Here is a 26,727-nt window from a genome sequence, read left to right as displayed (position 1 = left end):
GCTACCGCCCCGGCTTCGCGCCGGCGCCGGCATCCGCGTGCACCAGCACAACCGGCTCCTGATCCTTCGTCTCCAGCTTGTTGTAGAAGCTCAGCAGTTCGGGATAATCCGCCGGTTGAAAGAGTATGTCGCCGAGCGCCATATTGCGACGAACCGTGTAAGTCGTCGGCGTCTGATCCGCGGACACGTTATAGGTGGCGATTTTCTTGTAAAGAATATCCTCCTTCGCCGGCAACGACTCAATCTTCATCGTCGACGGAAAGGTGATCCGGATCGCATCCTGCGTAATGGACGTGTAGTGGAAGTATACGGGCAGCGTGCGCTGCTTCGCGCTGAAGGTCGGCCTGGCCTGCGCGCGGAAAAGGTCCGCTGGCATCAACAGACGCCTGCCGGTGGAGCTGCCCGCCATACCGCTCACCTCGTAATGCACCGCCAGCGGATTATCATACTCGGCGATCCCATCCACGCCGGTGACCCGAACCTCAAGTCCCTGCGGAATCATGGCTTCTAGCGACTCTCGCAGGGCCTTGTTCAGGCTGGTGTCGTCGCCACGCAGAGCCACCTGCCGCCAGTGGAGTGCAGGGTCGCCGGTGAAGCTCAGGTCGAGCTTGCCAGTGACCTCACCATGCTCATCCATCTGCAAATCCCCGATCCGCTTTACGTTCGAGGACTTATAGGACTCGCCCGGCGTCTGGGCCAACTGCGTATCCTTTTCGGTCTGGCGAATGCCTCCGGCACGTGTGTGTTTCCAGGCGAGATGACCGAAGTCGCAGAGTCGTTGTCCCGGATCGAAGTAGCGCTCTTTGCCGTCGATGTCCACGATGGCGATATCGTCGTCGAGCTGGCGAAAGTCGACATAACTGGCGGAAAAAAGATTGTGATCCCGGTTGACCACCCGCATGACGTACGCCTTTAGACCCGCCGCGCGAGCCATCGCAACGAAGAGCCTGGCCAACTCATTTCTATCGCCGCTCTTGCGAGCCAATACGTCATCCGTCGTTTTTATCTTCTTCAATCCGGCGGCGCGATCCTCGGCCGTGGTGTGCTCGCGGGTAAAGTCTGTGTTCTCCATTCCCATCACCGAGGCGTAAATCTTACGCAGCTTCGCTTCCTCGGTGTCGGATGGCGAGACCAGTTGCCTGGTCGCTGCTTTCACGCCGTCATGAGGTCCGATATATTGATCGAGATCTTTCGACCAGACCCTACCTTGCGTCCTCCAGAACTCCTCCTTCGAGGTGGCGGAATGGTAGTAAAAGAGAACCCTGTAAGTAAAACTATCCAACGGCGGCATATACTCCTCATTCGGAGCCGGCGGGATGTCCGCCACCGTGAGATCGAAAAATTTCCGCGACGCGGTAAGACCCGCACCAGGGACCTCGCCGTGATTCAACTCCGCGCCGTTCGGCAATCTCGATACCCACTCGATCGCGTTGGTACTGCCGGAGTGCGGCCTCCAGTTATAGTGCGCTTTCAAGATGTAGAGCTGCGACTGGATTCTCCATGCGGGAGTGTATCCAAAATGTACCTTGAAACGATATTCGAGAATGCTGCCAACCTCGACGGAAGGCATGCTGAAGATCTTCTCCATGACCTTGCCGTCGACGTTCTTCTCCACCATCTTCGCGTACGCCTTCTCTTTCAGCGGAACGATGGTTCCGTCGGCGTGAATCGTACGGCCGGAGATACTATCGACGGACATGTAGCTGTCCGCCCAGTAGTAAGGAAGCTCGACGTTGCCGTAATCCTTTCCCTTTTCCGTCAGGACCTTCAATCGCACATAGACACTCGTCATGAAGTTGTCGCCATCGCTCATCTGCTCATAGAACAGATACACCGCCGGCGCGCCCGGCGCCTGCGGGAGGGATGTCATACTCAACTCAGCCGGAGTGGGGTCGGTGAACTGGGCCCGCGCACAAAGTGGCGCGAGCAGAAGAAACAAAGCCAATCGATAAAGCTGGCGGTAAGAGATCTGGAGCATTGAAACCTTTCCTCGGGAAGCGCCGCCATGCGGCAGGTGAAGGATGGAGATGCTTGCGAGTATCTACCGCCCCGGCTTCGCGCCGGCGCCCGCATCCGCATGCACTAGCACGACCGGCTCCTGATCCTTCGTCTCCAGCTTGTTGTAGAAGCTCAGCAGCTCCGGGAAGTCCGCCGCGTCGAAGAGAATCTCTCCGATCGTAAGATTGCGGCGCACCGTAATATTCGTCGCCGTCTGCTCCGTCGAAACGTCGTAGGCCGCGAGCTTCTTGTACATGAACGTATCTTTTGCCGGCGCCGACTCGACCCTGATCGCCGGCGGGAAGCTGATCCGAACCGCGTCCCTCGTCACCGACGCATAGTGAAAATAGACCGGGGTGGTGCGCTGCTTCACGCTGAAGGTTGGCTTCGCGGAGGCGACAAAGATATCGGACGGAGCAAGCAGCCGTTTGCCGGTCGCATTGCCCGCCACGCCACTGACCGTGTAGTGAACCACCAGCGGCTTGTCGTAGTCCGCGATGGCCTCCACGCCGGTCACCCGAATCTCGAGCCCGCTCGGCATCATCGCTTCCAGCGACTCGCGCAGATCCTTGTTCAGGCTGGTGTCGTCGCCGCGCAACGCCTCCTGCCGCCATGACAGCGCGGGGTCGCCGGTGTAGCTCAGGTCGACCTTGCCCGTGACCTCGCCGTGCTCGTCCATCTTCAGATCGGCAATCCGCTTCACCGAAGCAGCTTTGTACGACTCGCCCGGAGTCTGGAACATCTGCGCCTCTTTGTCCGTCTGCCGGAGGCCGCCCGCCATGGTATGTTTCCATGCCAGGTGGCCGAAGTCGCAAAAGCGCTGACCGGGGTCGAAGTACCGTTCCTTGCCATCGACATTCACGATGGCGATATCGTCGTCGAGCTGGCTGGCGTCCATCAGAGCCGGCGCAAAGAGACTGCGGCTTCGATTGACCACGCTCATCGCGTACGCCTTCATACCCGCCGCGCGCGCCATGGCGATGAAGAGGTTCGCAAGCTGGTCGCTGCTGCCGCGCTTGCGCGCCAGAATGTCGTCGGTCGTCTTGACCTGCTTCAGCCCCGCCGCACGCTCCTCCGCCGTCGTGTGCTCGCGGGTAAAGTCCGTGTTCTCGAGCGCCATCACCGCGGCATAGATCTTCTGGAGCTTCTGCTCCTGCGTGTCCGCCGGCAGCACCAACTGCTGCACTGCCTCCTTCACACCCTTGTTCGGCCCGATGAACTGGTCGTGGACCTTCGACCAGTACTTCCCCTCGTCCTTCCAGAACTCCTGCGTCGACGTAGCGCCGGCGTAGTAGAAGATCACCCGGTAGGTAAAGCTCTCCATCGGAGGCATGAACTCCTCCTTCGGCGCAGGCGGAATGTCCGCCAGGCTCAGATCGAAGATCCGCTGAGGCGCGTTGCCTCCAATCCCAGGCGACTCCGTCGGCTTCAACACCGCGCCTTTCGGCAGGATAGGCATCCACGCGATCGCGCTGCCAACCCGCTCGTGGCCTCCCTGCCGCGATACGATCTCCTCCGAGGTCGGCCTCCAGTTGTAGTGCGCCTTCAGCGTGTAGAGGTCCGACTGGATATACCACTTGGGCGACGTCACGTAGCCATCGTCCGAGTGCAGCTTATAGCGATACTCGATGATGCTGCCCACCTCGACCGATGGCAGGCTGAACACCTTCTCCACCAGCTTCGCCCCGCCGATCTTGTCGACCAGCTTCTCGTAGGCCTTATCCTTCATCGGAATGACTGTTCCGTCGGCGTGAATCGTGCGGCCGGAGATGCTGTCCACGGTCATCGACCCCTCCGACCGCTCGAACGGGATCGAGACGTTGCCGAACTCCTTGCCCTTCTCCGTCAACACCTTCAGCCGCACGTAGACGGTGAAGACGTGGTGCGCATCGTCGGTCGTCTCTTCACGGAAGAGGTAGACAGCGGCGGCGCCCGGCTCCTGCGGGATCGAGGTCATGCTCAACTCCGCGGGGGTTGGTTCGATGAACTGCGCATGCGCGAACATCGGCGCAAAGAGCGGAAACAAGGCAAAGAGACAAAGCCGATTGCGGGAGATCTGGATCACTGAATTCTTCCTCGGAAAGGGTTGCAATGCTGGTTGTCTACTGCTTCTTGAAGACCGCGCTGTTCTTTTCATCCGCGTCGATCGTGGCGGCCAGCTTCTGCACATCGGCATAACGATCCGCCGGCAGCGTGACCTCGCGTACGGTGTAGGTGCGGGTGTAGTGCAGCTTGTTGCCGCTGAGCGTGGTCGAGCTCTCATACGCGGCGAAGCCCAAGTCGAGCTTGACCGGATCGGGCAGTTCATCGACTGCATAGCCCGGCGGCAGCTCGATCGAAAACTCGTCCTTCTCGAGCTTTGCCTCCTTCAGGTCGATCGGCATGCTGCGCGGCTTGCGATCCACATAGATCCCATCCGTACCCAGCACGCGCGGCCGCACCATCAACAGCGCACCCATCGAGCGAGCGAAGTGCTCCGCGTCGAGCGTGTAGCTCGTGGTCAGCTCCTTGTTCAGCGCCTCCACGTTCTCGACCTTCACATCCGACACCGTGAAGGTGCTCAAGTCGTGGCCCAATGTGCGGTTGCGGTTATCCGTTTGCTCCTTCAGCGTCTGCCTGCTGTACATATCGCGCGAGGACTCCGACAGGTCGCCGAAGCTCTTCACCACAACGCTGCCCTTCAATTCGCCATCGGGCTGCAACTGAAAGCTCGCCGTGCGGTAGAGCGTGTTACTCTCCGGCTTCAGCACGGGCAGCGCGATCACCTCGCTGGCGCCCGCCTCGACCAGGATTCCGTAGCCGCCCTGCAGGTTCCATTCCAACTGGCCGAAGGCGGTCTTCTCCCACGTAGGATCGAAGATCAGATACCGCTTGCCGCTCTTGGCCGTCACCACGCTGCGCAGCTTTGGCGAGTTGTAACCCGCTGGGATCTCGATCGCCGCAATCGCATGATTGCCATACGTGGACGGCGCCGACGGGTCGACAGCCCCCCGTCGCGTATCGACCAGAACCCACGTCGCGTGAATGCCGACCGTCGAAAGCATGCTCGCCAGCAGGGTCGCCTTGTCCTTGCAGTCGCCGTAACGATTGCGGAAGATGTCGGCCGCCGGGTGCGGCTGGTCGCCGCCGATGCCGCGCTCGATCACAAAGTAGCGGATGCCCTTCTGGGCGAACTCGCCGATCGCCTCCGCCTTGTCGAAGAAGTCGGTCTTGCCCTGGGTCAACTCAGCCGCCTTGGCGGCGATCTCCGGCGATGCCGCGAGCCGCGCGCGCGACAGATCGTTGTACCACTGGCCGACGCCCTGCCACGTGCCAAGCTGATCGGTCCCCGAAGGCCCGTAGTGCACCGTCATGCGCCCGGCGATGGCAACGGTCGAAGGATGAAGAGGCACATCCTCCAGATCGATCGCGGGCATGTCGTTCATCTCCCACCGCCAGCGCTGACGCTCCAGGTCGACCGCCTCGGTCTTGTCGTGGTGCGCCCAGACGGCGCGATAGGTGTAGCCGGCAGGCAGTTGCAGCGTGAAGCTCTGCTTCACCCCCGGCAGTTCGCTCTGGAAGAACCATGTCTCTTCGTTGACATACGGCCGCGAGCGCACCTCATACTCATATGCCACGATACCGCCGGGATCGCGCCCAGGCGGATTCGCCACCTTGTAACGCTCGTCCACGTACAACTGACCGCCCTCGCCGGGAAGGCCGAATTCGGCGATCTCGCTGTCCTTCATCGCATACTCGTGCCCGTCCGGCCCCACACTCCAGATATGAAGCGACAGCAGCTTGCGATCGTTGTCGAAAGGGACCGCCACGACGCCCTCGTCCCTTCCCGCTGGACGAAGAATCTTCACCACGTGGCGATGATGCTCGGTCGCACGTCCGTCGCTGCCGACGGTGAGGACCGTCTCGTCCAGCAGCACCGCCGCCGGATCTTCGGCGCGAAACTTCGGTTGTGGCTGGGTCATCGCCGCGCGAACCCAGTCCGGAACGGAATCCTTGGCAAAAGCGGGAACAGCAGACAAGCAGGCCGTGGAAGCAATAAGGCAGAAGGTGCGCAGGGACGGAAACATGATCGCCTTTCAGCAAACTCCGGATAGAAAGACCGTGATGTACAACCGGTCGAAAATGATAGCGATACCGTCTTATATGTCGTGCCGTAACGAAAAGCAAATAAAAAGTGAATGGCAAAAACAAAGCCCTCCCGGAGTGGGAGGGCTTTGTTTTGCGTGATTCATCCAGGCTTCGTGGCTACGGAACACGCAGCGGACGGAAGCCTTCGACCGGGAACAGACCCGTCGGATACGCCTCGGTCGGATACTGCGGACGGAAGGTGTACCGCACGAAGAACCCACCCGAAACCGTATTGTTGCCCGAGAGGAAGCCGCCGACGAACCAGTGGTTCGTCACCGCATACGCCGCCTCGGCGTTGATGTTGTAATTGAAGCCCGTATTGCTGTTCACCGGCGACTCGCCACAGACATGCGTCGCAATCTGCGCGATCGTGCAGGCGCTTGAGTTGTCGATCGGGTTCGCCGCGTTGGCCGAGGTCCGGTACGACGTCTCGATCGCCGGATCCAGCGGGAAGAAGATCTGGCTGTCTTCCTGGAAGGTCTGCACGCCCACTGCGCCGGCAATCGAGTAATGGAAGTTCGTCTTGTAGTAGCCCGTGTACGTGATCGGAATCGATGCGAGGAAGTACGCATCCGGGCTGAAGTAGCCGCCCAGGCCATAGCTCTCGCCACGCTCGTTATGCGCGTAGTGCATGCCGAAGAGCGATGCGCCGATGTTCAACTTGCCGTATCCGGGAAAGGTGTGCGCCAGGAAGTACGCGCCCATCGAACCTTCGAACTTGTAGTTGCCCAGCACGTGATAGCCGCTCAGGTCCGCACCGTCGGCCGTGATGTAGAAGCCGGCCTTCTCGTCGCCGTTGTCGAAGCGCAGACCGCCGCCGGTCGCCACCACGCCGCCCCAGATCGGGCCGCCGTTGACCGCGCTCGCCTGCCCCGGATCGCGGAGACCTGCGTATGAAAGCTGCGAGTCCTTCACCATGTCGCGGTCGAAGGAGAAGGTGAAGTGATCGCTCGGCTTCCACAAACCATGACCGGTCACAGTCTGGATCAGGAAGTTGTACGGCGTGTAGCCGACCGACGCCGCGAAGTTGCGGGTCGTCATCTGCAACTCGCCGCCTACGCCGCTCGCAAATTGCTCCGCGGGAGCGTTCGCGGCGTTGGCCGAAAGCGTACCGATGATCGGGACGCTGATCGAACTCAGACCGGAGTAGTTCGCGACGTTCAGCACACCCGAGTTCAGGAAGACCGCACGTGGCACAACAGTCAGGCGAACGCTGTTATTCACCATCGCCGAGGCTTCGATCGTCGCCTCGGTGTCGCTCAGCCGGTCGATGCCGGGCGTGCCGCTGCGATAGCGTCCGCTCGCCGTGCCGCCGAACCAGCCGCTGTACGAGGCCTCAAGCGTTGCGAGGTCGCGCTCCGTCTGCTGCCGCGGCGTCAGCGCAAGCTGCGGCGTCAGAAGCTCGTCCTGGCTATATCCGCGCAGCGCGGGAATATGCTTTGCGACGAGGTCAGAGTCCGTTGGCGCGGCGCCCAGCGGGTAGGTCGAACCCAGAATCGGATAGGGCTGATAGCCAAGCGGAGTGCCCACGCCGGGATAGCTCAACACCGGTCCCGACGGCTGTTGCGGCTGATTATCGGGCTGTCCCGTGGCGGCCTGCGCGGCACGGCGAGTCCGTACGCGGCTACGCGTTCCAGTCGTTGTCGTGCCCGTCGCCGGAGCGCGGTAGCTCGTGTTCGGCTGCGGATACTGCTGGCCGTTGCTGTCGCCGGTCTGGCTCGGGGGCGCCTGGTTGGTCTGCGACGAGCTTGACTGGCCGGAGTAAGTCTGGGTCGTATTCTGACCGCCCGTGGCGGGCTGCCCGGTCTGACCGGCCGGAGCGTACTGCGTATTCTCCGTCGGGGTGGTGCTGTAGTCGTCCGGCGGAGGCGCGCTCCGTCCGGTCAGCGCATCCGGATTCGACTGGCGACGGCGGATCGCCGCCGCGTTCGCCGCGTTGATATCGGGGTGCGACGAGCCGAGGTTCTTCGCCTTGGCGTTCGGAACGTACTTCGCCTTCGGCAGAACGTCGGTCACCTCAGGCTGCGCGACCGTCTTCTGCGTGGGAGTCGAACCAAGCTGAAGCGGCACTGCCGTCTGCATGGCGGACGGATCGGTCGGCGCCTTGTACGGAACATACGGACCATAGCCATCCTGCGTGGCCGGTGCTGCGGTCGCGGCGCCCTGCGGCGTCGCCGTCAATGGTACGCTCGCGCGATACGGCTTATAGGCCTCGCCCTGCTTCTGCTGCGGCAGAGGCTCGGGCTGCTGCGCCATCGCCATCTGCATGGGGGCCTGCGCGATTGGTGCCTGCGCGACCTGATCCGTCAGGCGATTGATCTGCTGCTGGTGATAGACGGCGGGTGTGAGAATCAAAGTATCGGCCCCACCTTCATAAGCAACCGTCTGGACGACCGGAATCTCGGTCCCATCCATCGGCACCGGGATCTCGGCGGAGGCCTGCGGCACATAGTCCTTCAGGCGCGTCCGGGGGGTGGCGTTGTTCGTCGGCGTGCGCGGGGTCGGGCTCGCCATGTACGAAGGCACGGTCGGGCTGGGCGTGACCATCACCGGCGGCTGACCGAAGGAGTTGGTGTAGCTCGGCAGATAAGGCTGTGTCTCAACCGGCGGCGGAGGAGGCGTCGGCTGCTCGTCGGCCTTGCTCGGCTGCAGCAGCGTCGAAAGATCCTGCGCCGAGGCGCCGTTGGGCAGACGCATGCCCGCGTTCGGCACCGGGCGGCTAAGCTCCGTCGCCAGCTCTGCGCCGGGATCGGCCGGAGGCATCGCATCGAGCGACGCACGGTAGTAGATGGCCGCGCGATTCGTATCGCCGCGGGCCTGTTCGAACTTCGCGCCGAGGTTCAGCATCTCGGCATCCTTCGGATACTGATCGAGACCGAAGCGCAGCCAGGTCTCGGCATCCTTCAGATCGTTTGCAGCCAGCGCAGCGCCGACGGCCGCCTTATAGTCCGAAGCTGTCGCGGTCTGCATGTTCTGCGACTTCCAGATCATGACCGACTGCTTATACTGTCCATCGCGCGAATACCCACCGGCCAGCGCCTTGATGACGCCCGGATTGTCCGGAAAGGCGCGTGCCGTCGCGTTAAGGATCGCCAGCGAGCGGCGCGTGTTGCCTGCCGCCGCCGCCTGGTTGGCGCGGCGCACCGCCCAGTTCGTCCAGATCGTCTGCACCGTGCGGCGCTGCTCGTCCGAAAGATCCGGGCGGCTGCCGATCGTCATCAACTGCTTGTACAGTCCAGCGTCGTTGCCGCCGTTGTAGAGCAGCCACGCGTTCTGGATGTCGATGTCCGCCGGCGGCAGCGCATTCTGCACGATGTAGTGCTGCTTCACGCGGTTCAGGAACAGAGCGGCCTGCTGCGGCTGGCCGAGCGAGTTGTAGACCGAACCCACCACCTGCAGGAAATCGACGTCGTTTTCAAGCTGCGCACGCACAGGAACCGGAATCTGCTGAATCTGCGCCAGCGCCTCCTGGTCCTTGCCGGTGCTGTGCAGGGACGAGAGCAGCCCCTTCCAAGCATCGACGCGGTCCGGGTTCTCGGACAGAATCTGCTGGTAGATCGGGTAAGCCTGAGCCGCGTTGTCGCGCTGCATGTAGATGCCGGCGAGCTGAATCTGAATCGGCACCGAGGGCTTCTGACCGGCGGTCGTCTGCTGCGCGATCGCCTTCTCCAGCAGATCCTGCGCGACATCGAACTTGCCCTGCACCTGATAGATCGAGGCGACCGTCGTTTCGAAGCCCGGATCGCGCATTGCCTGCTCGTAGGTCGCGGGCGGCATGCTCTCCAGCGTCTGCAGCGCCTGCTGATCCTGGTTCATCGCGTGTTCGACGCGGACCAGACCCTGCCATGCGCCGGTGTTCTTCTGATCCTTGGCGAGCACCTGGCGGTAGAGACCAGCCGCCTGATCAAGATGGTTCGCGGCCTGCAGCAGGCTCGCATACTGCATCTGCGTCTCGGCTTCGACGCCGCGCGCATCGGCTGGGAACGGCAGCTCCAGAGCCGTACGCAGCACGCGCTGCGCATCGCCGTCGCGACCGGCGGAGGCGTAAGCCGAGGCCAGCGTCCGCAGGTAAAGCGGATCCTTCATCAACTGCGCACGGACCGGCGCCGGGATGTGGCGTTCGGTCTCAAGCGCGCGCCCCGTATCGCCCGCGTTGTACTGCGCACTGAAGAGTCCACGCCATGCATTCGGCGCAGCGGGCTTTACCTTGACGAACTGCACGAAGACCGGAGCCGCGGCTTCGGGTTGCTGCGCCTTCAACAACGTTCCGCCCAGACCTTCAAGCGCCTCGGGGCTGTTCGGACGCATCGCCAGCGCGGCGCGATACTCCTTCTCCGCCGTCGGCAGATCGTTCTCGTTCAGCGCCGACGCGCCGTCCGCCATGGTCGACCAGAACCGCGAGGTTGCGATCGCCGGATCGAGTCCGGGGTCCTTCGAGCCATCCTGCTTCGCCTGCACCAGGAAGCTCATCGCGCCGCCGAAGTTGGCCTGCTGCATGCGGATGTAGCCCATACCCGCGAGGGCGGAGGCGTTCTCCGGATTCTTCGCAAGGATCGCCTTGAAGCGAGCCTCGGCGTCTTCCATGTGCTTCGCGTTCAGAGCCGCATAAGCTGCGCGCTCTTCCGCCGTGCGCGAACGGGCCTCGTTCTCCGCCGCAAGCTGTTCGGGCGTCAGCTTCACCGGTGGGCCGCCGCGTCCGCCGCCGCCCTTCGGCTGATTTCTCAGCACGGTCGCAAGCTGCTCGTCGGGGTGCTTCTGCAGATAGGCGCGAATCTCACCGCTGGAGGCCGGGTTCTGCGCATCCCACAACAGCGACTGTCGCAGCGCCTCGGTGGCCTGGGGATCGTCCGGGTGACGCTCCAGGTACTTGCGGCCCTCGGAGCGGGTCTTCGGGTTATAGGTCAGAATGCGACCGAGTGCGATCTGGTAGCGCGGGTCCGACGGGAACTGCTGATCCAGCTTGCGCAGACCGGCGATGGCATGAGGTCGTCCATCCTCGGTTGCGGCTTCGGTCTCGTAGTAAGCCAGCGCGCCCTCGCCCGGAGGCGGAATCTCGCCATAGACCTGCCGGTAGACCTGCATGGCCTGCGCGTACTGCCCTGCCTGGGCGAGCTTGCCTGCCTGTTGCAACTGGGTATTGTGATCCTGCTGCACCTGGGCCGACTCCGCGCGGGCGATGCCGGGGTCGTTGGGGTTGATCGCACGCAGACGCGCCAGATACATCGCCGACAGTTCGGACTTGCCTTCGAGCTTGGCCGCGCGGGCGAGACCACCCAGGGCCTCGGTGTTGTTCGGATCGGCGAGCAGCACCTGCTGCCAGGTCTGCGAGGCCATGTCCATACGTCCACGCTGTTCAAGGGCGTGTGCCTTGTCGAGAAGCGACTGTACGGGAGGCTGCCCCACCTGGGCATGCACGTGAGGAGAAAGTGGAGCAATCGAGACCGCACCGAGCAGTACGGCTGGCGCCCAGAACCGGATTGACGGATAAGTCTTCATAGAATTATTCAATGCGCTGCCCGACCCCTGACGTACCAAGTTGGATAATGCAGCTCTTGTCATGAGACTAACGTCTTTCGAGCAGCTTGTAATCACTTTTGTCGGGGGGCTTTCAGAGCACTGAAAACGATGCAAAACACCAATAAATACGCGGCTATTTCCACTTCAGCTTAAGTCTTCCATCGCGTTCGAACCGGTACCGTTGCTCAAGGAAACCGGTGGAAAACAGGGCCAAATTTTGATCGTAGTAAGCCGCCGCACGCCCGTAGAGCCCCGATGAGGCATCCTTCGTCGCGCTCAGCCGCTGCCACTGCTCCGTAGCCTGTGTCTTCATCCCCGCCGCCGCCAGAAACGGAGCCACCGCTGCGGAGAATCCCGGCGGCGAATCTACGCCCGTGGTCTTGCCCGAACCGTCCACTTCAACCGGTGGAACCGCCGCCGTCTTCATGTAATCGGACATGCCCGAAAGCTGTCCCATCAGCCCATGCACGCCGGGTGTCGCGGGGTCCGCGATGCCGGCCCACAGGTACACCCGGATGGCGTCGTAGCTGCCCACCGCACGCGGATCCTTCGTGCCGGCCGTCGGCTGTGCGGGCGCGATGGCGGGCTTCACGCCATCGGACGATACCGAGACCCAGTCCATCGCAAATCCATCGCCCCTGCCCGGCCCAAAGAGCCCAGGCAGCGATTGGATAACGCCCGTCCACGGTCCCGGCTGTTGATACCGCGCCATATAGGCCAGCAGCGGCGGCGGCAGATAACTCGGGTTCAGCAGCCAGGTGTTCTCATCGGGATGAAAGCCCACCGGGCCGGGGATCAGCGTAGGCCCTACGCCGTTCGCCAGGCCTACCTCCTGCCGCCCGATCCGCTTCGCCATGGTAAGGCCCAGGTTGGCATAGCGGTCGTCCCGCCACAGACGCCCCGCCTCCATCAGCGTGTAAGCCATCCACAGGTCCGCGTCCGAAGCCGGATTCTCATCGAGCGTCTTCCACTCGCCCTGCGCGTTCTTGCCCCACTCCCAGGCCGGAAGACGCAGGCTCAGGTCGCCGCCCGCGAGGTTCGACTCCGTCCAGGTCAGCAGCTTTTCGAATCGCACGCGGTCGTTGGCCACCAGCGCGAAGAACATCGCATAGGCCTGCCCTTCGCTCGTGGTGCGGTCGCCTGCGCTGCGGTCGATCACGCGTCCCTGCGGATCGATGAAGCGCTGGCTGTATGCCTCCCACAACGGCCACGGCTGTTCTGCCCGACAACCCGCTTGAAAGGAAAAAGCCAGCGCGATGAGAAGACTCATCGCGCTGGCCGTGTATGTCCTGCGGTTGATCAAGCTAGTCGTTACCCTGCAGACGAGCGCGAGCCCGGCGGCGAAGCATGGCGCGAATCAAGGCCGCCATCAGGATCGCGATGACGATGGTCGAGATGACCACAATCCACGGGAACTCCGAGAACAGCAGGTTGATGCGCACCCACCACGAGAGCGAACCCACCTTGTAGACGTCGTTGCCGATGCGGTACGAGCTGAACTTCTTATCGTGCAGCACCGCGACCGACTGCGAGATCTCCGACGACTGCGAGGTCTTCAGGAAGGCGTTGATGAAGGTCGGGATGACCGTGTGATCGCGCAGCGCGATCAACACCACGGAACGGTTCGAACCGCTCGGCCACTCGATACCCTCGATCAGCGCATCGGGCAGACCGCCCGCCGTCTCCAACTGACCGGACTGGATATGATCGGAGCTGCGGACCTTCCACCATGCGTGCTGCAGCGAGTTGAAGAAGCCCTGCGTATCCTGCACATGCAGACCGCCGCCATCGATGCGAACCGGCAGTGAAGGATCGATCCTGGCGAGCGCCGGCTGGTCGACCGTACCCATCACGATGTAGTCCTTCTGGCTGTCCGTCTTCATGTCCTCGTTCTTGCCGACCGTCACGTTCAGTACCGGGTAGCCGGTCTGCGCGCCGAAGTGGCCCATGAAGGTCAGGAAGAGTTCGATCTCGTCCGGCTGCGGGGTATCCGGCAGAACAACCGTCGTCTCCGCCAGGTCGGCCTTGCGGGTGAAGGGATAACCTGCGTTGGCAAAGAGTTCAAGGTCCGGCAGGATCGCCCAGTGCGGGATGTCGCGAATATCGAGATACGAATCCTTCAGAATCGTGCCCTGCAGATTCAGCGGCGCCGTGTCCTGGCACTTGCCCTTCTTCGCGATCTGGAAGATGAACTTCATCATCAGCGAGTTCGAGAAAGGACGCATATCGACGACCGGCACGGGAATGACCGTGTCCAGCTTGGCCGAAGCCTTCTCGGTGTGCGGCATCGGCGTCGAGCTGACATAACCGCCGTTCATGTACACCTGCAGCGAGCTCTCGTTCGCCAGCGGGATCCCGTTATAGCGGTAACCCATATGGAAGCCGAGATTCTGAATCGCGGGATTGTGAGCCAGATAAAGATCCGGCGGAATACGCATGTACACCGGGATCGGCACCGAGCCGTCACCCTGCAGATCGCCCGTCTGAGCGATATCGCCGAGCGGCGTATCGTGCTCCGTGCTCAACCAGCGGGGAGCATCGTCGGGCTGACGCGCGCCCGGAGCTTTGAAGCCCGAAACGGGAATGTGAGTCAGGTCGCTCTGCAGAAGATCGCGCTGCAGCGTGAGCGCCATCGCCGACGTCACCAGATCGTTGGCATTGTCGCCCGTGAGGATCAACAGCTTGGAGTAGGGATCGACCGGGTTCGTCCGCATCGCAATCGTCGGACCGCCGCTGCCCGCGACATTCAAGGCTGCAGGAAGATCCGCCGCGCTCTCGCCGATCACGATGGCGTTCCCGCTCGGAAGCGCCGCGCCGACCGAGACCTGGAAATGTACAGGCCGGTAGTCCGTGAGGATGCCGAACCATGAAGCCACGATACCGGCTGCACGCAGCGCCTGCGGAGAGGGCTGGCTGAGGAAGACGATCGGAACCACGGGATGCAGGTTCACGGCCGAGTCATAGAACGGCAGCGGAAGCAACTTCAGGTCGTTCTGCAAAGGAAGCAGCGAGCCGGCGAGTTCGATGGTCGAGCTTGCATCGACGTGGCTCCACAGCGTCGAGTGCGAGGGGTCTTCGCACTGCAGCGTGTAGTGGCCGATAAACTCGAAGGTCAGCTCGTTGGTGTGAACCAGCATCTCGGCCGGCATGGTCAGCGTCGCTTCGAGCAAAGCACTGTTCTCGTCGCGGGTCACATTCAGCACCTGCGTCGCAGCGGTCTTCTGGTCGGGCGTAAGGTCGTTCTCCATCGTGCCGTGAAAGGTCGGCTGATTGTGAACCGCCAGCGTGGCGAAGAGCGTTCCGTTCAGGCTCACCTTCAGGTGGCTGAGGTCGGGAATCAGGCCCGGCGAGAAGTGATATTTCAGGTGCATCGTCGCGGTCTTGACGACCTGCGTCTGCGGCACCGAAAAATAGACCGAATGATACGCATCGACGCCACGCAGCACGATGGTGTCGGCCGGCCCTACATCCGACAGAGCGAAGATATTGTCGAAGTTGCCCGGAGCGACCGGGCGAGCCGCGACGCCGCCATCCGGCGTCGCATCCGAAACTGCTCCCGGAGCGCCGGAGACAGCCGTCGGAACCTGAACCTGGGCGGAGGCGAACCGCGACGTGAAGCCGGCAAGGAGTGCAAAGAGAAGCAGGGGTGCGATGGTCGTGGCCAAACGTCCCTTGGGTGGTGTTTTTTTCGTGTTCATCAAACCTCGGAACGTTCTGGCGAAGCCGTGGATGGACAGTTGCAGGATGCGGCCGAGACTCTTCAGCGGACGGTCGATCTCGCGCGCCTCGCCCCAGCCCAGCCAGGTGTCGGCGCGCGAATACAGCACCATCGTCAAAGATTCTTCTTCCTGAAGCGTCAGCGGATCGAACTGCGCACGCAGATCGCCGCTGCCCGCATGGATGATCGTGGCAGGCAGCATTGCGTCGCCATCGAGCACCGGGAAGACCAGCTTGATCGACTCACCCGCCGCAGCCGTGTAGGGGCGATCCATCGTCATCGAAACACCGCCGCTCGAAAGGTCGATCGTCGTTCCTTGTACGACCGTGCCATCGGCAAGGATGACGTCGGCCGGAACGCTCATATTCACGCGCACCGTCTGGCGGCGCTGCTGGCTCTCCCACGCAACCGCCGTGGCGACGCCGAGGATGATCATGTTGAAGATCGTCCAGACAACGTTCATCACGATCGTTCCAGGATGGGTCCCGTCGTAGAAATAGTAGCCAAGGAACGGCACATAAATATGGAAGAAGCGTGGAATCGCGATGATGAGGCCGATGATGTTGAAGATCATCATCACCAGGAACGGCTGCGCAATGCGCGCGTCGAAGAAGCTGCGATTGACCACGCCGCCCTTCGCCGTCACGTTGAAGCTGCCCAGCTTCGGATTGATGAGCGCGAGCATCGTCGGCAGGAAGATGTACGGGGCGAGAACCGTCTCGTAGATCTCGTTCCAGAACGAGTGCCGGTGCTGACCCTGGATGCGCGAGTTGGTCATCGACGACAAAACGAGGTGCGGGAAGGCGTACGCCAGAATCGCAGCCCAGTAGCCGGGTACGTTGGTGTGCCCGAGAACCAGGTAGATCAGCGGCGCGGTCAGGAAGATCAGACGCGGCAGCGCATACAGGAAGTGCGACATTGCGTTGAAATAGCAAAGTCGCTGCCAGCCTGAGAGACCCGGTGCGAAGAGCGGGTTGTCCGTACGCAGGATCTGAATCATGCCGCGCGCCCAGCGAATACGCTGCTTCACGTGACCGCTCAGACGCTCGGTCGCGAGACCCGCTGCCTGCGGAATATTGATGTAGGCCGTGTTCCAGCCATTCTTCTGCATGCGCAGCGAGGTGTGCGCATCTTCCGTCACCGTCTCGACCGCGATGCCGCCGATCTCATCGAGTGCGGTGCGGCGCAGCACGGCGCAGGATCCGCAGAAGAAGGTCGCGTTCCAGAAGTCGTTGCCGTCCTGCACGATGCCGTAGAACAGCTCGCCTTCGTTCGGAATGACGCGGAACTGGCCGAGATTGCGCTCGAACGGATCCGGCGAATAAAAGTGGTGCGGCGTCTGCAGCATCGCCAGCTTGCGATCGCGCAGGAACCAGCCCATCGTCACCTGCAGGAAGCTGCGCGTGGGCACGTGGTCGCAGTCGAAGATGGCGACGAACGGCGCGTCCAGGCGCTCGATGGCGCGGTTGATGTTGCCGGCCTTCGCGTGCTTGTTGTCGTCGCGCGTCATGTAGCCGATGCCTGCGTCTTCCGCAAACTTGCGGAACTCCTCGCGCTTGCCGTCGTCCAGAATGTAGACGTTCAGCTTGTCGGCCGGCCAGTCGATGTTCATCGATGCGAGCGCGGTGAAGCGCACGACCGAGAGCGGCTCGTTGTAGGTCGGAATCAGCAGGTCGACCGAAGGCCAGTCTTCCGGATCGTCCGGCAGCGGCACCGGCGTACGGCGCAGCGGCCACAGCGTCTGCATATAACCGAGGAACAGGATGGCGAAGGCGTACGCCTCGGCGCCGACCAGCAGCCAGATGAAGAAGCCATCGAGCGGCGTCCAGTTCGTACCCGGATCGAGGAAGAATTTGATCGTGGTCGAAATACGCCAGAAGCCGTACCGGAAGGTCGAGAACATCGACACCATCATCAGCGTCAACGTGACCAGGTACGAGCTCGAACTCTTGTCCATCCAGATGGCCAGCAGGACAGTCAGCAGCCCCAGCACAGCCTGCTGGGGCCAAGTGAGCTCAAGGATGCCCGTGAAGCAGAGAAAGAAGACTCCGCCAACAAGGATGAAAAGCCGAAGCGCTTTGAGCAGGAAACTGTCTCCCGACTCAAACTCTCTCCATAAAGGCGACCGGGTCATCGTTCACTCCATCGGACGTTGCGAAAGCCGGCCGTGGCGGGCGCGGATACGGTCCGCAGCCAGGCAGCAATGTTGAGATAATCCTCGGCAACAGGCGCCTCGGGGGCATAGTCGACTACCGTCATTCCTTCAGCCAGCGCCTCGCTGACCGCGGGTGAACGGCGGATTACAAAAGGCAAAAGACGATCGCCCAACTGACGGCGAAGCACCTCGCGAACATCGAGGTGCAGAGGCAGCGAAGCGTCGAACTGATTCAGCACATAGAAGGGTTGCAAAGGTCGGCCTTCATGGTCGCTGGTCCCATTGAAAAATCGTTCAACCGCCTGAAGGCTGATCACCGAATTCATATCCGGCGCCACCGGCACCAGCACGATCGGATTCATCCGCGCAATGCGTCGCGCCACCCAGCCGGTGCTCGGATTCAGATCGAGCAGCAGCCGATGATTGCCGCGGCTGTTGCGGGAGAGCTCTTCGGCGAGAACATCCTCAACCTCTTCGCTTCTTCCCTTCTGGTCCACGTCGTAGCTCACCAGAGAGATCGGCGCATCGGCGCTTCCGCTCGGCGGCGAAAACGTCCGCACGACGCCGGGACGAAGCTCGCTCGCGCCAAAGTAAAACGGCAGCAGACCGTGCGAGGTCGTATCGGCCAGCAACACCTTTTCGCCCATCGACGAGAGCGAGCGGCCCAGCGTCGCGACCAGACTGGTCTTGCCCACGCCGCCAGCCAGCGAGAATACCGCGAGAACCGGCGTGCGGGTCTCTTTCTGGCGCACCGGCTGAGGCTCCACCGGCGGCTCCTGGCCCGGCTCGAAGACGCCCTTCAGCGCAAACCAACGCGCCGCCACCCGCTCGCGCGAGTACTGCAGCGTATCGGCAACGGAAGACGCCGGGGCTGGCTGAACCGGCTTCGGCGCGGCAGGCTGCGTCGCATACAGCCACGCCGGACCGTCGGGATCCTGCTCGACGCGTGGGGCCGGCTGCGTGGCGCGCGCCACGCGATCCTGCTCCTGACGGCGAAGCTCGGCGACCCGCTGCTCCACGGCGCGAAGCTCGGCCATCCGATACTCGGAGGACATGTCGCGGCTGTACGGAACCGACGCCGCGCGCTGCGGCTCCTGCCGATAGGCCGGGCGGCTGCCCGAAGAGCCGGAACGGTAAGCGGGACGTATGCCCGACGCCTCATCCGGGCGGAAGCCCTGAGGACGGCGGCGGTCGCGGATCGCCGGATCGTCGCCCGGCATCCGGAACGCGGGACGCTCCCCCGAGCGAGCCAGTGCCTCGCGTATGCCGGAGTCGCCGAACAGCGACGAACGCCGGCTCGCCTGCGTATAGTCCAGCGCATTGTTCGGGCTATAAAGATGGTCCACCGTCGAGCCCTGCTGAACGACGTAGGGGTCGCTGATCTGTCCTGGAACGATCGAGTACGGCTGCGGCCCCGCAAGTTCGCGGCGGCGGGACTCCGATTCCTCATAGCGCGTCGCCTGACGCTGAGCAGAGGCATGCGCCTCGGCGATCTCCCGCTCTTCGCGACGCGCGATCGCCTCGGCCATGGCGGCGGCCTCGGCCCGGCGCGCAGCCTCCACGCGCTCGGCGGCGGCGATGCGCGCGGCATCCTCGGCCAGCTTCAGCGACTGCTCCCGCGACTCGTGAATGCCGGAGGCATCCGCAACCTGGGCAGCCTGCTCTGCCTCGCGCGCGGCCTTTTCGGCGGCGGCGGCGGCTTCTTCCGCCTCGGCCTGCGCCTTCAACTCGGCCTGGCGAAGCTCTTCCGCGGCGCGATGTCTTACCTGCGCGCGATATTCGCGCCGCGAGGCAGAGAAATCGCGATATTTCGCGCCGTGAAGATTGGCCCAGGAGTAGAGAATCGCCACATCTTCCGGCGTCTCCGAAACTGGCTGCTCTTCAAGTTCGTCCGACATCTGCGTATCCATAGGTGGCTTTCCAGTAAGTTCCACGGTTGTCGTCCCGAATGCGTTCGACTTACGGTTTCGCTGCAACGCGAAAGGCGATTGCAGCGCGAGAAGCGAGAGTTGCACCCATTTTCATGCAATGTCTCTTGAGGCTAACCGGCTCCGAACCGCAAGTCAATCGATCGGTAATTACACTTTGGTGTGACCGAACCTGTTTCCGGCGGCAACTGATCCGTTTGATTTTGCCGATATCTCTGTATAGGTCATTTCGTGTCAAAATGCTCCACAAACTGTGCAAGGGAGCATCTGTAAAGCCACTTGGGTATCTCTTGTGGTTCCCTTTCGGGATGCGATCGCGCCGCATTTGCCTCATAACGGGTTGGTTACCCCCGGTACCGTGCAGGTCACCCATCCCAACATCCACTCTACTTTGTGGCCGCGGCCCGCGCCATCCCGCTTTGGTCACCTCTCGGTAACGCCCCAGGTATGCTATTTTCATAGAGGTGGGAGCGTGTAGCTCAGTTGGTAGAGCATCGCCCTTTTAAGGCGTTGGTCCTGGGTTCGAGCCCCAGCGCGCTCACCAAAATCTTTCCCGCTCAGCAGACGCCCTCCCGGGCGTCTTTGCTTTTTTCTCTTGGTTGTCATTCCCGCAGGGAATCTGCTTCTGTATTTGTCTTCCTACAGCCAGAATTACGCCGTAGGCCTGTCCGGCACCGCCATCACCGCGCAGAAATCCTCCAGAAAACGCACCGCATAACCATCCACCAGCTCCTGCACCCGCTCCGCCGACGGCGACTGCAGCAGGATGCCCGCGTGGTGATGTTTATGCAGGCGCAGCGCGATCTCCGGGTCCGCATAGGCGCTCAGGTCCGGCTCAGACTGCTTCGCCAGGCAGATGACACTGCCGGCGTAATCCCGCCGCAGAGGCGGCAGCGCATACTCCCGCCCCTGCGCCAGCGCCGCTTCGATCCGCGCCCACTCCACCCAAGGATTCAGCCCCGTGGCGAACTCAACCACCTCCGCGATGAACGCGCCGCCCACCCGCGCCGCTGTTTCGAGGAAATAAAACTGACCGTCGACGGCCGATCGAATGAACTCCGTATGCGTGACTCCGTTGCGTAAACCCAGCGCCTGCAACACGCGGCGATGAATCTCGCACAGCGCCTGCTCTTCGGCGGAGTCCTTCGAGAGCGTCCGCGTGGTGAAGACGCCCCCCTGATGCATCGTCTGCATGGGCGGCTTGCCGTACTTGCAGGGCTGGCTGAAGAGCAGCTTGCCGCCCCAGGTCACGCCCTCGACGTGGTAGACCTCGCCCGTGACGAAGCGTTCAAGCACGTAGTGGCTCTGCTCGTCGCCAAGTTGGTCGAGAATCGGAAACAGCTCCTCCGGCTCCTGGATCGTCTTGATTCCAATGGCCGAGGCGTTCGAGCGCGGCTTCAGCAGCCAGGGTCCGGGGACATGCGCCATGAACGCCCGCAGATCGTCGTAGTTGAAGACCCGGATGAAGTCCGGCACGGCGACGCCGCCCGCCCGCGCCCCGGTGCGCATGGCCAGCTTGTCGCGGAAGAAGCGCGTCTCGCTCTGGCCCATGCCGGGCAGACGCATGTGCTCGCGCAACAGGGCCGCGGCTTCAAGGTCGAACTCGTCCAGCGCGACGATGCGGTCGATCGGGTGCGTTCGCGCGAAGTAGCTGACGGTATTGAGGATCTGCTCCGGCGTCAAGCCCTCGGGCATGGTGAAGAGATGGGTGATCGCCTCGCGCGGCCAGTTCGCGTCGCGCAGTTTGTCGACCGTAAGCAGGTTTACCTCGCAGCCCTGCTGGGCCGCCTCGCGCAGGAACGCCTGTCCTTTTTCGTAGGTGCTGATGCAGAAGATCGCAGGCTTGCGGACCGCTTCGCTCATTCTCTTCCCTCGAAGTTGCGTATGCTGCGGATTCTACCCTGCCGCCGCCAATGCCGCGTAAACCCACCCGCCGCTTTGGTAAGGTAAAAGACGTCCATGCCGAATCTCGCCGTATACCTTCCGCTGCACGACGAAGCCAACGCGTACTGGCACGCAGACCGCGTGTACCAGCCCTCCTACGGTCCGCTCACCCATCTCGCGCTCGACCATCACCGCGCCAACTACGACCTCTGGCACCAGGAGGACGAGGCCCGCAACCCCGCCGCCTCCGACTCCGTCATCGCCCAGGTCAAGCACCGCATCGACGCCCTGAACCAGCGGCGCAACGACCTCGTGGAGCAGATCGACTCCTGGCTGCTCGCAAACGTCGGCGACCAGAACGCACAGGCGCCGCTGCACTCCGAGACGCCCGGCATGATCCTCGACCGGCTCTCCATCCTGTCGCTGAAGATCTACCACACGGCCGAAGAGACCGTCCGCGAGTCCGCCACCGACCAGCACCGCGCGTGGAACCGCGACCGCTTCACCCTGCTGCTCACCCAGCGAGCCGATCTCGGCGCCTGCCTCGAAGATCTGATGGGACAGATCGAATCCGGCACGCGCCGGTTCAAACTCTATCGCCAGATGAAGATGTACAACGACCCCGGTCTGAACCCGGTCCTCTACCGCCAGCAATCCTAAGCCCCGCGAAGATGCCGTCATCCGGACCGAAGCGGAGCGCACTGGAGAGTTCCCCCGCACTCCGCCTTCGCTCTCCTGCCCTTCTTTTTTGTCATCCTCGAAGAGGATCCGCTTCTGTCGCTGCTGTTGCTCCCGTAGCCCCCATCCCATCCACCGCAACCAGCCCACCCATCCCAAGCGCCCCCAGCACGGCCCCAACGACCTCGTCCACCGCGATCGAGTAAATACAGCGCTTCCCCTCCGCCACGCACACCGTCAGGCCGCAGTTCCAGCAATCCGTCTGGTGATAGATCACCCGGTGCTGCGCGCCATGCGGAAACCACACACCCGGCTTCTGGCGAGCCGAAAAGATCGCCACGCACGGCGTCTGCACCGCCGCCGCCAGGTGCATCGGGCCGGAGTCGTGGCCGACGAAGACCCTCGCCTGCGCGAATGCCGCCGCGCTCTCCCTTGGCGTCAACTGGCCGCAGAGGTTCAGCACCGGGCCGGAGTTCGCCCCGCGCCAGCCCTCCGCGATCGCATCGCTCGCCTCGCGCTCGTCCGCGGCGCCGTTCAGCACGAGCGCATACCCCGGTAGCAGCGCGCCCAGACGGCCCAGCAGAGCCCGCCAACGCTCCGCGCCCCAGTCGTTGGTCTGCTGCTTGGTCCCGATGCTCACCGCGATCACCGGACGCCCGCCAGCCGGCTCCAAAGCCTGCCCGGCCCGCTCCCGCTCGCCATCCCCAAGCCACAGATCCCAGCTCCTGGGCGATTCCAGCCTCGCGTCGCCCAGCGATTCCAGCGTCCGCGCCAACCGGGCCGCCTCGGACTCGTACCGCCCGCCGCCGTCCAGCAGCCGGTTCTGCTGCAGATCTTCGGTGTCGGGAACGCCGATCAACCGCCGCACGCCGCACAGCCGGAAGAACCACGCATCGCGCTTTGCGACCTTCACCCCGCGAGCGCCGGCCAGATACACCACCACATCCGGCCGCAGACGCCGGATCGCCGCCCACAGACGCACCAGCTCCAGCGGATTCCGCAGCCCGACCACGTACCGGACATACCCCTGGATCAGCTCCGGATCGAGGATCGCCGCCGCCGCCGGCGCCTTGCCGCTCACCGGAAAGTTGGTCAGCATGCACAGCCCGGCCTGCGGAAAGCTGCGCCTCACCAGGTGCAGCGAAGGCAGCGCCACCACCTGGTCTCCCAGACTGCCCAGCCGATAGATCAGCACACGCCGCACCGTTTTGCTCACGGCCCCAGTGTCGACGAGCGCGGCGCTTCTTCGCAAGTCGAGACCGAATCGAGTCAACAGCTTGGCCGTCCGGGCAGCGTGTACGGAGGAGCGCAGTCCATGTGAAAACATCCTTCGCCGAAACGCGCTAAACTGCACGCATGCAGAGACTTAGGCCGGGGGGAGTTGACCTGTCGACGGCTTCTGCGTATAAAACCGAGACAGACTCACTCTGAGGTCGACAGGCTCGCCGGAATCCATCCACGGCGGCTGGCACGCGACGAGGGCAGCAATGGCACACGTAAAGACAGCATCCTCCACTCCGGCGAAGCGCACCCCCCGCACCCTTGCGGGCGTAGCCGCCACGCCTCAAGACGAGGCGCGCGTGCAGGCGATCGCGCTGTACGAGGCCGCCATCCGGCTGATGCAGGAAGGCAAGTACGAGAAGGCGCACGCCGCCTTCGACAAGATGCTTGCCGGCGCGCCGGGCGACCTGGCCGACCGCGTTCGCATGTATATCAACGCCTGCCTGCTGCAGGTCGCGAAGGGCAAGACCACCTTCACCAGCCACGAGGAGCAGTACGACTACGCCATCTCGCTGCTGAACAACGGTCACTACGACGACGCGCGCGAGCAGTTCCGCACCATCCTGAGCCAGAAGCCCAGCGCCGACTACGCCTTCTACGGCCTGGCCGTGCTCTCCAGCATGACCGGCGACTCGCACACCTGCCTCGAACACCTGACCGAGGCCATCCGGCAGAACCCGCGCAACCGCATCCAGGCCCGCTCCGACTCCGACTTTCAGGATATGGCCGACGACCCCCGCTTCACCGAGCTGCTCTATCCCGAGGCCTAGCTCATCCGGCGTCGCCGCACCCACTCCGTCATCCTGAGCGAAGCCACTCGCGGCCTCATCGCGAGTGGCGCAGTCGAAGGACCTGCGTCTCGCCCGAGCCGCCACAAAGTCAAAAGGATCATCAGGGATGCCCGAAGCAGCCCCATCGCAGCCAAAGCCCGACCCTAAATCCATCCGCGTCGTAGCCATCGGCGGCGGCACGGGCTTGTCGACGCTGCTGCGCGGCCTCAAGCGCTTCACCTCCACCCCACTCGGTTCGCTGCCCCTCACCAACTCCCGCTGCGCCGACGCGCCCTGCCTCATCCGCGACCTCGCCGCCGTCGTCACCGTCACCGACGACGGCGGCAGCTCCGGCCGCCTGCGCGAGGACTTCAAGATGCTCCCGCCAGGCGACGTCCGCAACTGCATGGTCGCGCTCTCGGAAGACGAGCACCTGCTCTCCCGCCTCTTCCAGTACCGCTTCGACCACGGCGAGCTCGACGGACACAGCTTCGGCAACCTCTTCGTCGCCGCGCTCACCGAGATTACCGGCGACTTCGCCCAGGCAGTGCAGATGTCCTCGCAGATTCTCGCGACCCGAGGCCGCATCTATCCCGCGACGAACGTCAACGTCACCCTCGCCTCGCGCATGGACGACGGCTCCTTGGTTCGAGGAGAGACAAACATTACCGCAAGTAAACAGCGCATCGTCGAACTCATGCTCGAACCCGCCAGTGCCCATCCCCTGCCCGAGACCATCGAGGCCATCGCCAACGCCGACCTCGTCACGCTCGGCCCCGGCTCGCTCTATACCTCGCTCATCACCAACCTGCTCGTGCAGGGCATCCCGGAGGCGCTGGCCGGCTCCCAGGCCACCCGCGTCTACGTCTGCAACCTCATGACGCAGGCCAACGAGTCCCTCGACCTGACCGCCGCTCAGCACATCGAAAAGATCCTCCAGCACTCCGGCGCGACCAAAGTCCCGATCTTCGACTACGCGCTCATCAATACCGCGCCCATCTCGCCCACGCTGCTCGAAAAGTACGCCCGCGAAGGCCAGCAGCCGATCGAGCCCGACCTCGCCCGCATCCGGTCACTGGGCGTCGAACCCATCATCGGCAACTTCGTCCACGAGGGCGACCTGCTGCGCCACGACTACGACCGCGTCGCCGAGATCCTGCTCGAACTGGGCCTCGCGGGCATGCGCGTCCGCAACTCATAAAGCCAATCACGTCTCGATTGGCGAGCACCCACCCAAGCTGCTCGTCATCTCGACCGAAGCGCAGCGCAGCGGAGAGACCCCCGCATTGGCTTTTGCTTGTTCTTGCCGGGCGCACCATCCATCGCGCCTGTGCGATGGATGGAACGTAAACCGCCCGCGCCACGAGCCGTTGCCTGTTTTTTTGTTTGTCATTCCCGAAGGGAATCTGCTGTGGCCTGTGCGATGCTGGTCAGGCCATGCTCGCAATCGTCACCAACTGTGGAGCCGGCTCCGCTTCGACAGTCCGCTTCAACTGCCCGCAAGCCGCATAGATATCCCGGCCTCTGGGACGCCGCGTAAACGCCGGCACGCCACCCGCGATCAGCAGCTTGTGAAACCTGTCCGCCGACTCCGGCGTAGGCTGCTCGTACGGCACGCCCGGCCCTGGATTCCACACGATCAGGTTCACCTTCGCCTGCATGCCTTTGAGCAGCGCAAGCACCTCGGCCGCATGCTGCGGCTGGTCGTTCACCCCGCCCAGCAGGACATATTCGAACGTCACATACTCGCGCTTGCTGAGCGGGATCGCCTTCACCGCGTCCAGCAGCGCGCCGATGTTCCACTTCCGCGTAATCGGCATGATCTCGCCGCGAACCGTGTCGTTCGAGGCGTTCAGGCTCAGCGCCAGCTTCGGCCGGATGGGTTCCGTAGCGTAGCGTTCGATCCCCGGCAGAATCCCCGAGGTCGAAACCGTCATCCGCGACGACGGGATCCCCATCTCGTTTACCAGAATCTTCACCGCCGCCATGAAGGAGTCGTAGTTCAGGAACGGCTCGCCCATCCCCATGAAAACAAGGTTGATACGGTCGGGATTGCCCTGCCCCTTGCCCGTGCCGATGTTCACCCTGTGCCGGTTCAGCACCGCCGCCACCTGCCCCGCGATCTCCCCCGGCGTCAGGTTGCGACGAATTCCCAGCTTCGCCGTCAGGCAGAACTGGCAGTTCACCGCGCATCCCACCTGGCTCGAAACGCAGATCGTAGCCCGCTTATAGAGCGTCGCGGGATCTTCCGTCTCTTCCTCGTGCGCAGCCTCGGTGCCGTCGCCGCGTTCGCCGCCGTCGCCGCCCGGCATCCACACCGTCTCGACCGTCTCGCCATCGGCCAGCCGGACGAGGTAGCGCTCCGTCCCGTCGACCGACTTCGCCGTCTGCGCCAGCTCCGGCAAACCGACGACATAGCCAGCCTCCGCCATCTGCCCCCGCAGCTCCGCCGAAAGCGTCGTGATCTCATCGAGAGAGTTGGCGCGCTGGCGATAGAGCGCGTCCGCCAGTTGACGCGCACGAAACTTCGGCTGGCCAAACGTAGCCATGACCTGGCGCAGATCGTCGAGCGTCGCGCCAAACAGAGCGAGAGATGTTACCGGAACGGAGTTGGTATTCGAGTCAGCCACACTCTTCAGTTTACTCGCACCTGACCGGCTTCACCCGCCC

13 protein-coding genes and 1 tRNA gene are annotated in these 26,727 nt (G+C 63.2%); 4 read left to right on the top strand and 10 right to left on the bottom strand.

Annotation, left to right across the window (positions count from 1 at the left end; translation table 11 throughout):
- Window position 1: 1 nt before the first annotated feature.
- The 7 genes from CHB87_RS05960 to CHB87_RS05930 all read right to left on the bottom strand — a co-directional run bounded on the left by CHB87_RS05960 (window position 2) and on the right by CHB87_RS05930 (window position 19,426).
- The gene (locus CHB87_RS05960; RefSeq protein WP_245817838.1) at window positions 2–1,870 is read right to left on the bottom strand and encodes a DUF3857 domain-containing protein; all 1,869 of its coding nucleotides are present in this window, start codon (window positions 1,868–1,870) and stop codon (window positions 2–4) included.
- A 171-nt stretch (window positions 1,871–2,041) separates the two neighbouring features.
- A complete protein-coding gene (locus CHB87_RS05955; protein ID WP_245817837.1) occupies window positions 2,042–4,063 on the bottom strand; it encodes a DUF3857 domain-containing protein in 2,022 nt (673 codons plus the stop codon).
- 37 nt (window positions 4,064–4,100) lie between these two features.
- Window positions 4,101–5,960, bottom strand: a complete 1,860-nt coding sequence (locus tag CHB87_RS05950) for a DUF3857 domain-containing transglutaminase family protein (RefSeq protein ID WP_245817836.1) — start codon at window positions 5,958–5,960, stop codon at window positions 4,101–4,103.
- A 283-nt stretch (window positions 5,961–6,243) separates the two neighbouring features.
- On the bottom strand, window positions 6,244–11,460 hold the full coding sequence (locus CHB87_RS05945) for a cellulose biosynthesis protein BcsC (protein WP_176441617.1): 5,217 nt from the start codon (window positions 11,458–11,460) through the stop codon (window positions 6,244–6,246).
- A gap of 316 nt (window positions 11,461–11,776) precedes the next feature.
- Window positions 11,777–12,946 carry a cellulose synthase complex periplasmic endoglucanase BcsZ gene (gene bcsZ / locus CHB87_RS05940; protein ID WP_281252311.1) on the bottom strand — a complete coding sequence of 390 codons (1,170 nt, stop codon included), beginning with the start codon at window positions 12,944–12,946 and terminating at the stop codon, window positions 11,777–11,779.
- A 1-nt stretch (window position 12,947) separates the two neighbouring features.
- Window positions 12,948–17,495 carry a UDP-forming cellulose synthase catalytic subunit gene (bcsA, locus tag CHB87_RS05935; protein ID WP_089407415.1) on the bottom strand — a complete coding sequence of 1,516 codons (4,548 nt, stop codon included), beginning with the start codon at window positions 17,493–17,495 and terminating at the stop codon, window positions 12,948–12,950.
- On the bottom strand, window positions 17,492–19,426 hold the full coding sequence (locus CHB87_RS05930) for a cellulose synthase operon protein YhjQ/BcsQ (protein WP_089407414.1): 1,935 nt from the start codon (window positions 19,424–19,426) through the stop codon (window positions 17,492–17,494). Before CHB87_RS05930 ends, bcsA begins: the two co-directional genes overlap by 4 nt.
- Window positions 19,427–19,912: 486 nt before the next feature.
- On the opposite strand from CHB87_RS05930, the gene CHB87_RS05925 reads away from it, so the two are divergent.
- Window positions 19,913–19,988, top strand: a tRNA-Lys gene (locus CHB87_RS05925).
- 107 nt (window positions 19,989–20,095) lie between these two features.
- Here CHB87_RS05925 and CHB87_RS05920 read toward each other — a convergent pair.
- On the bottom strand, window positions 20,096–21,307 hold the full coding sequence (locus CHB87_RS05920) for an ATP-grasp domain-containing protein (RefSeq protein WP_089407413.1): 1,212 nt from the start codon (window positions 21,305–21,307) through the stop codon (window positions 20,096–20,098).
- Window positions 21,308–21,403: 96 nt separating this feature from the next.
- Between CHB87_RS05920 and CHB87_RS05915 the strand changes: the two genes are divergently transcribed.
- On the top strand, window positions 21,404–21,988 hold the full coding sequence (locus CHB87_RS05915; RefSeq protein ID WP_089407412.1) for a DUF4254 domain-containing protein: 585 nt from the start codon (window positions 21,404–21,406) through the stop codon (window positions 21,986–21,988).
- A gap of 91 nt (window positions 21,989–22,079) precedes the next feature.
- Here the strand turns inward: CHB87_RS05915 and CHB87_RS05910 are convergent, their stop codons facing one another.
- The gene (locus tag CHB87_RS05910) at window positions 22,080–23,222 is read right to left on the bottom strand and encodes a glycosyltransferase family 9 protein (RefSeq protein ID WP_089407411.1); all 1,143 of its coding nucleotides are present in this window, start codon (window positions 23,220–23,222) and stop codon (window positions 22,080–22,082) included.
- Between the two features lie 271 nt (window positions 23,223–23,493).
- On the opposite strand from CHB87_RS05910, the gene CHB87_RS05905 reads away from it, so the two are divergent.
- Window positions 23,494–24,057, top strand: coding sequence for a tetratricopeptide repeat protein (locus CHB87_RS05905; RefSeq protein WP_089407410.1), 564 nt, complete (start codon window positions 23,494–23,496; stop codon window positions 24,055–24,057).
- Window positions 24,058–24,184: 127 nt separating this feature from the next.
- Complete coding sequence (locus CHB87_RS05900) at window positions 24,185–25,258, top strand: gluconeogenesis factor YvcK family protein (protein WP_089407409.1); 1,074 nt, start codon at window positions 24,185–24,187, stop codon at window positions 25,256–25,258.
- A 229-nt stretch (window positions 25,259–25,487) separates the two neighbouring features.
- On the opposite strand, the gene rlmN is transcribed toward CHB87_RS05900, so the two are convergent.
- Window positions 25,488–26,687, bottom strand: a complete 1,200-nt coding sequence (gene rlmN, locus CHB87_RS05895) for a dual-specificity RNA methyltransferase RlmN (protein WP_281252310.1) — start codon at window positions 26,685–26,687, stop codon at window positions 25,488–25,490.
- Between the last annotated feature and the right edge of the window lie 40 nt (window positions 26,688–26,727).

This window comes from Granulicella rosea (assembly GCF_900188085.1).
In the GTDB taxonomy this organism is placed as follows: Bacteria; Acidobacteriota; Terriglobia; order Terriglobales; family Acidobacteriaceae; genus Edaphobacter; species Edaphobacter rosea.
The sequence above is the reverse complement of the archived record's forward strand: the minus strand, read 5'-3'. Positions and strand labels throughout refer to the sequence as shown.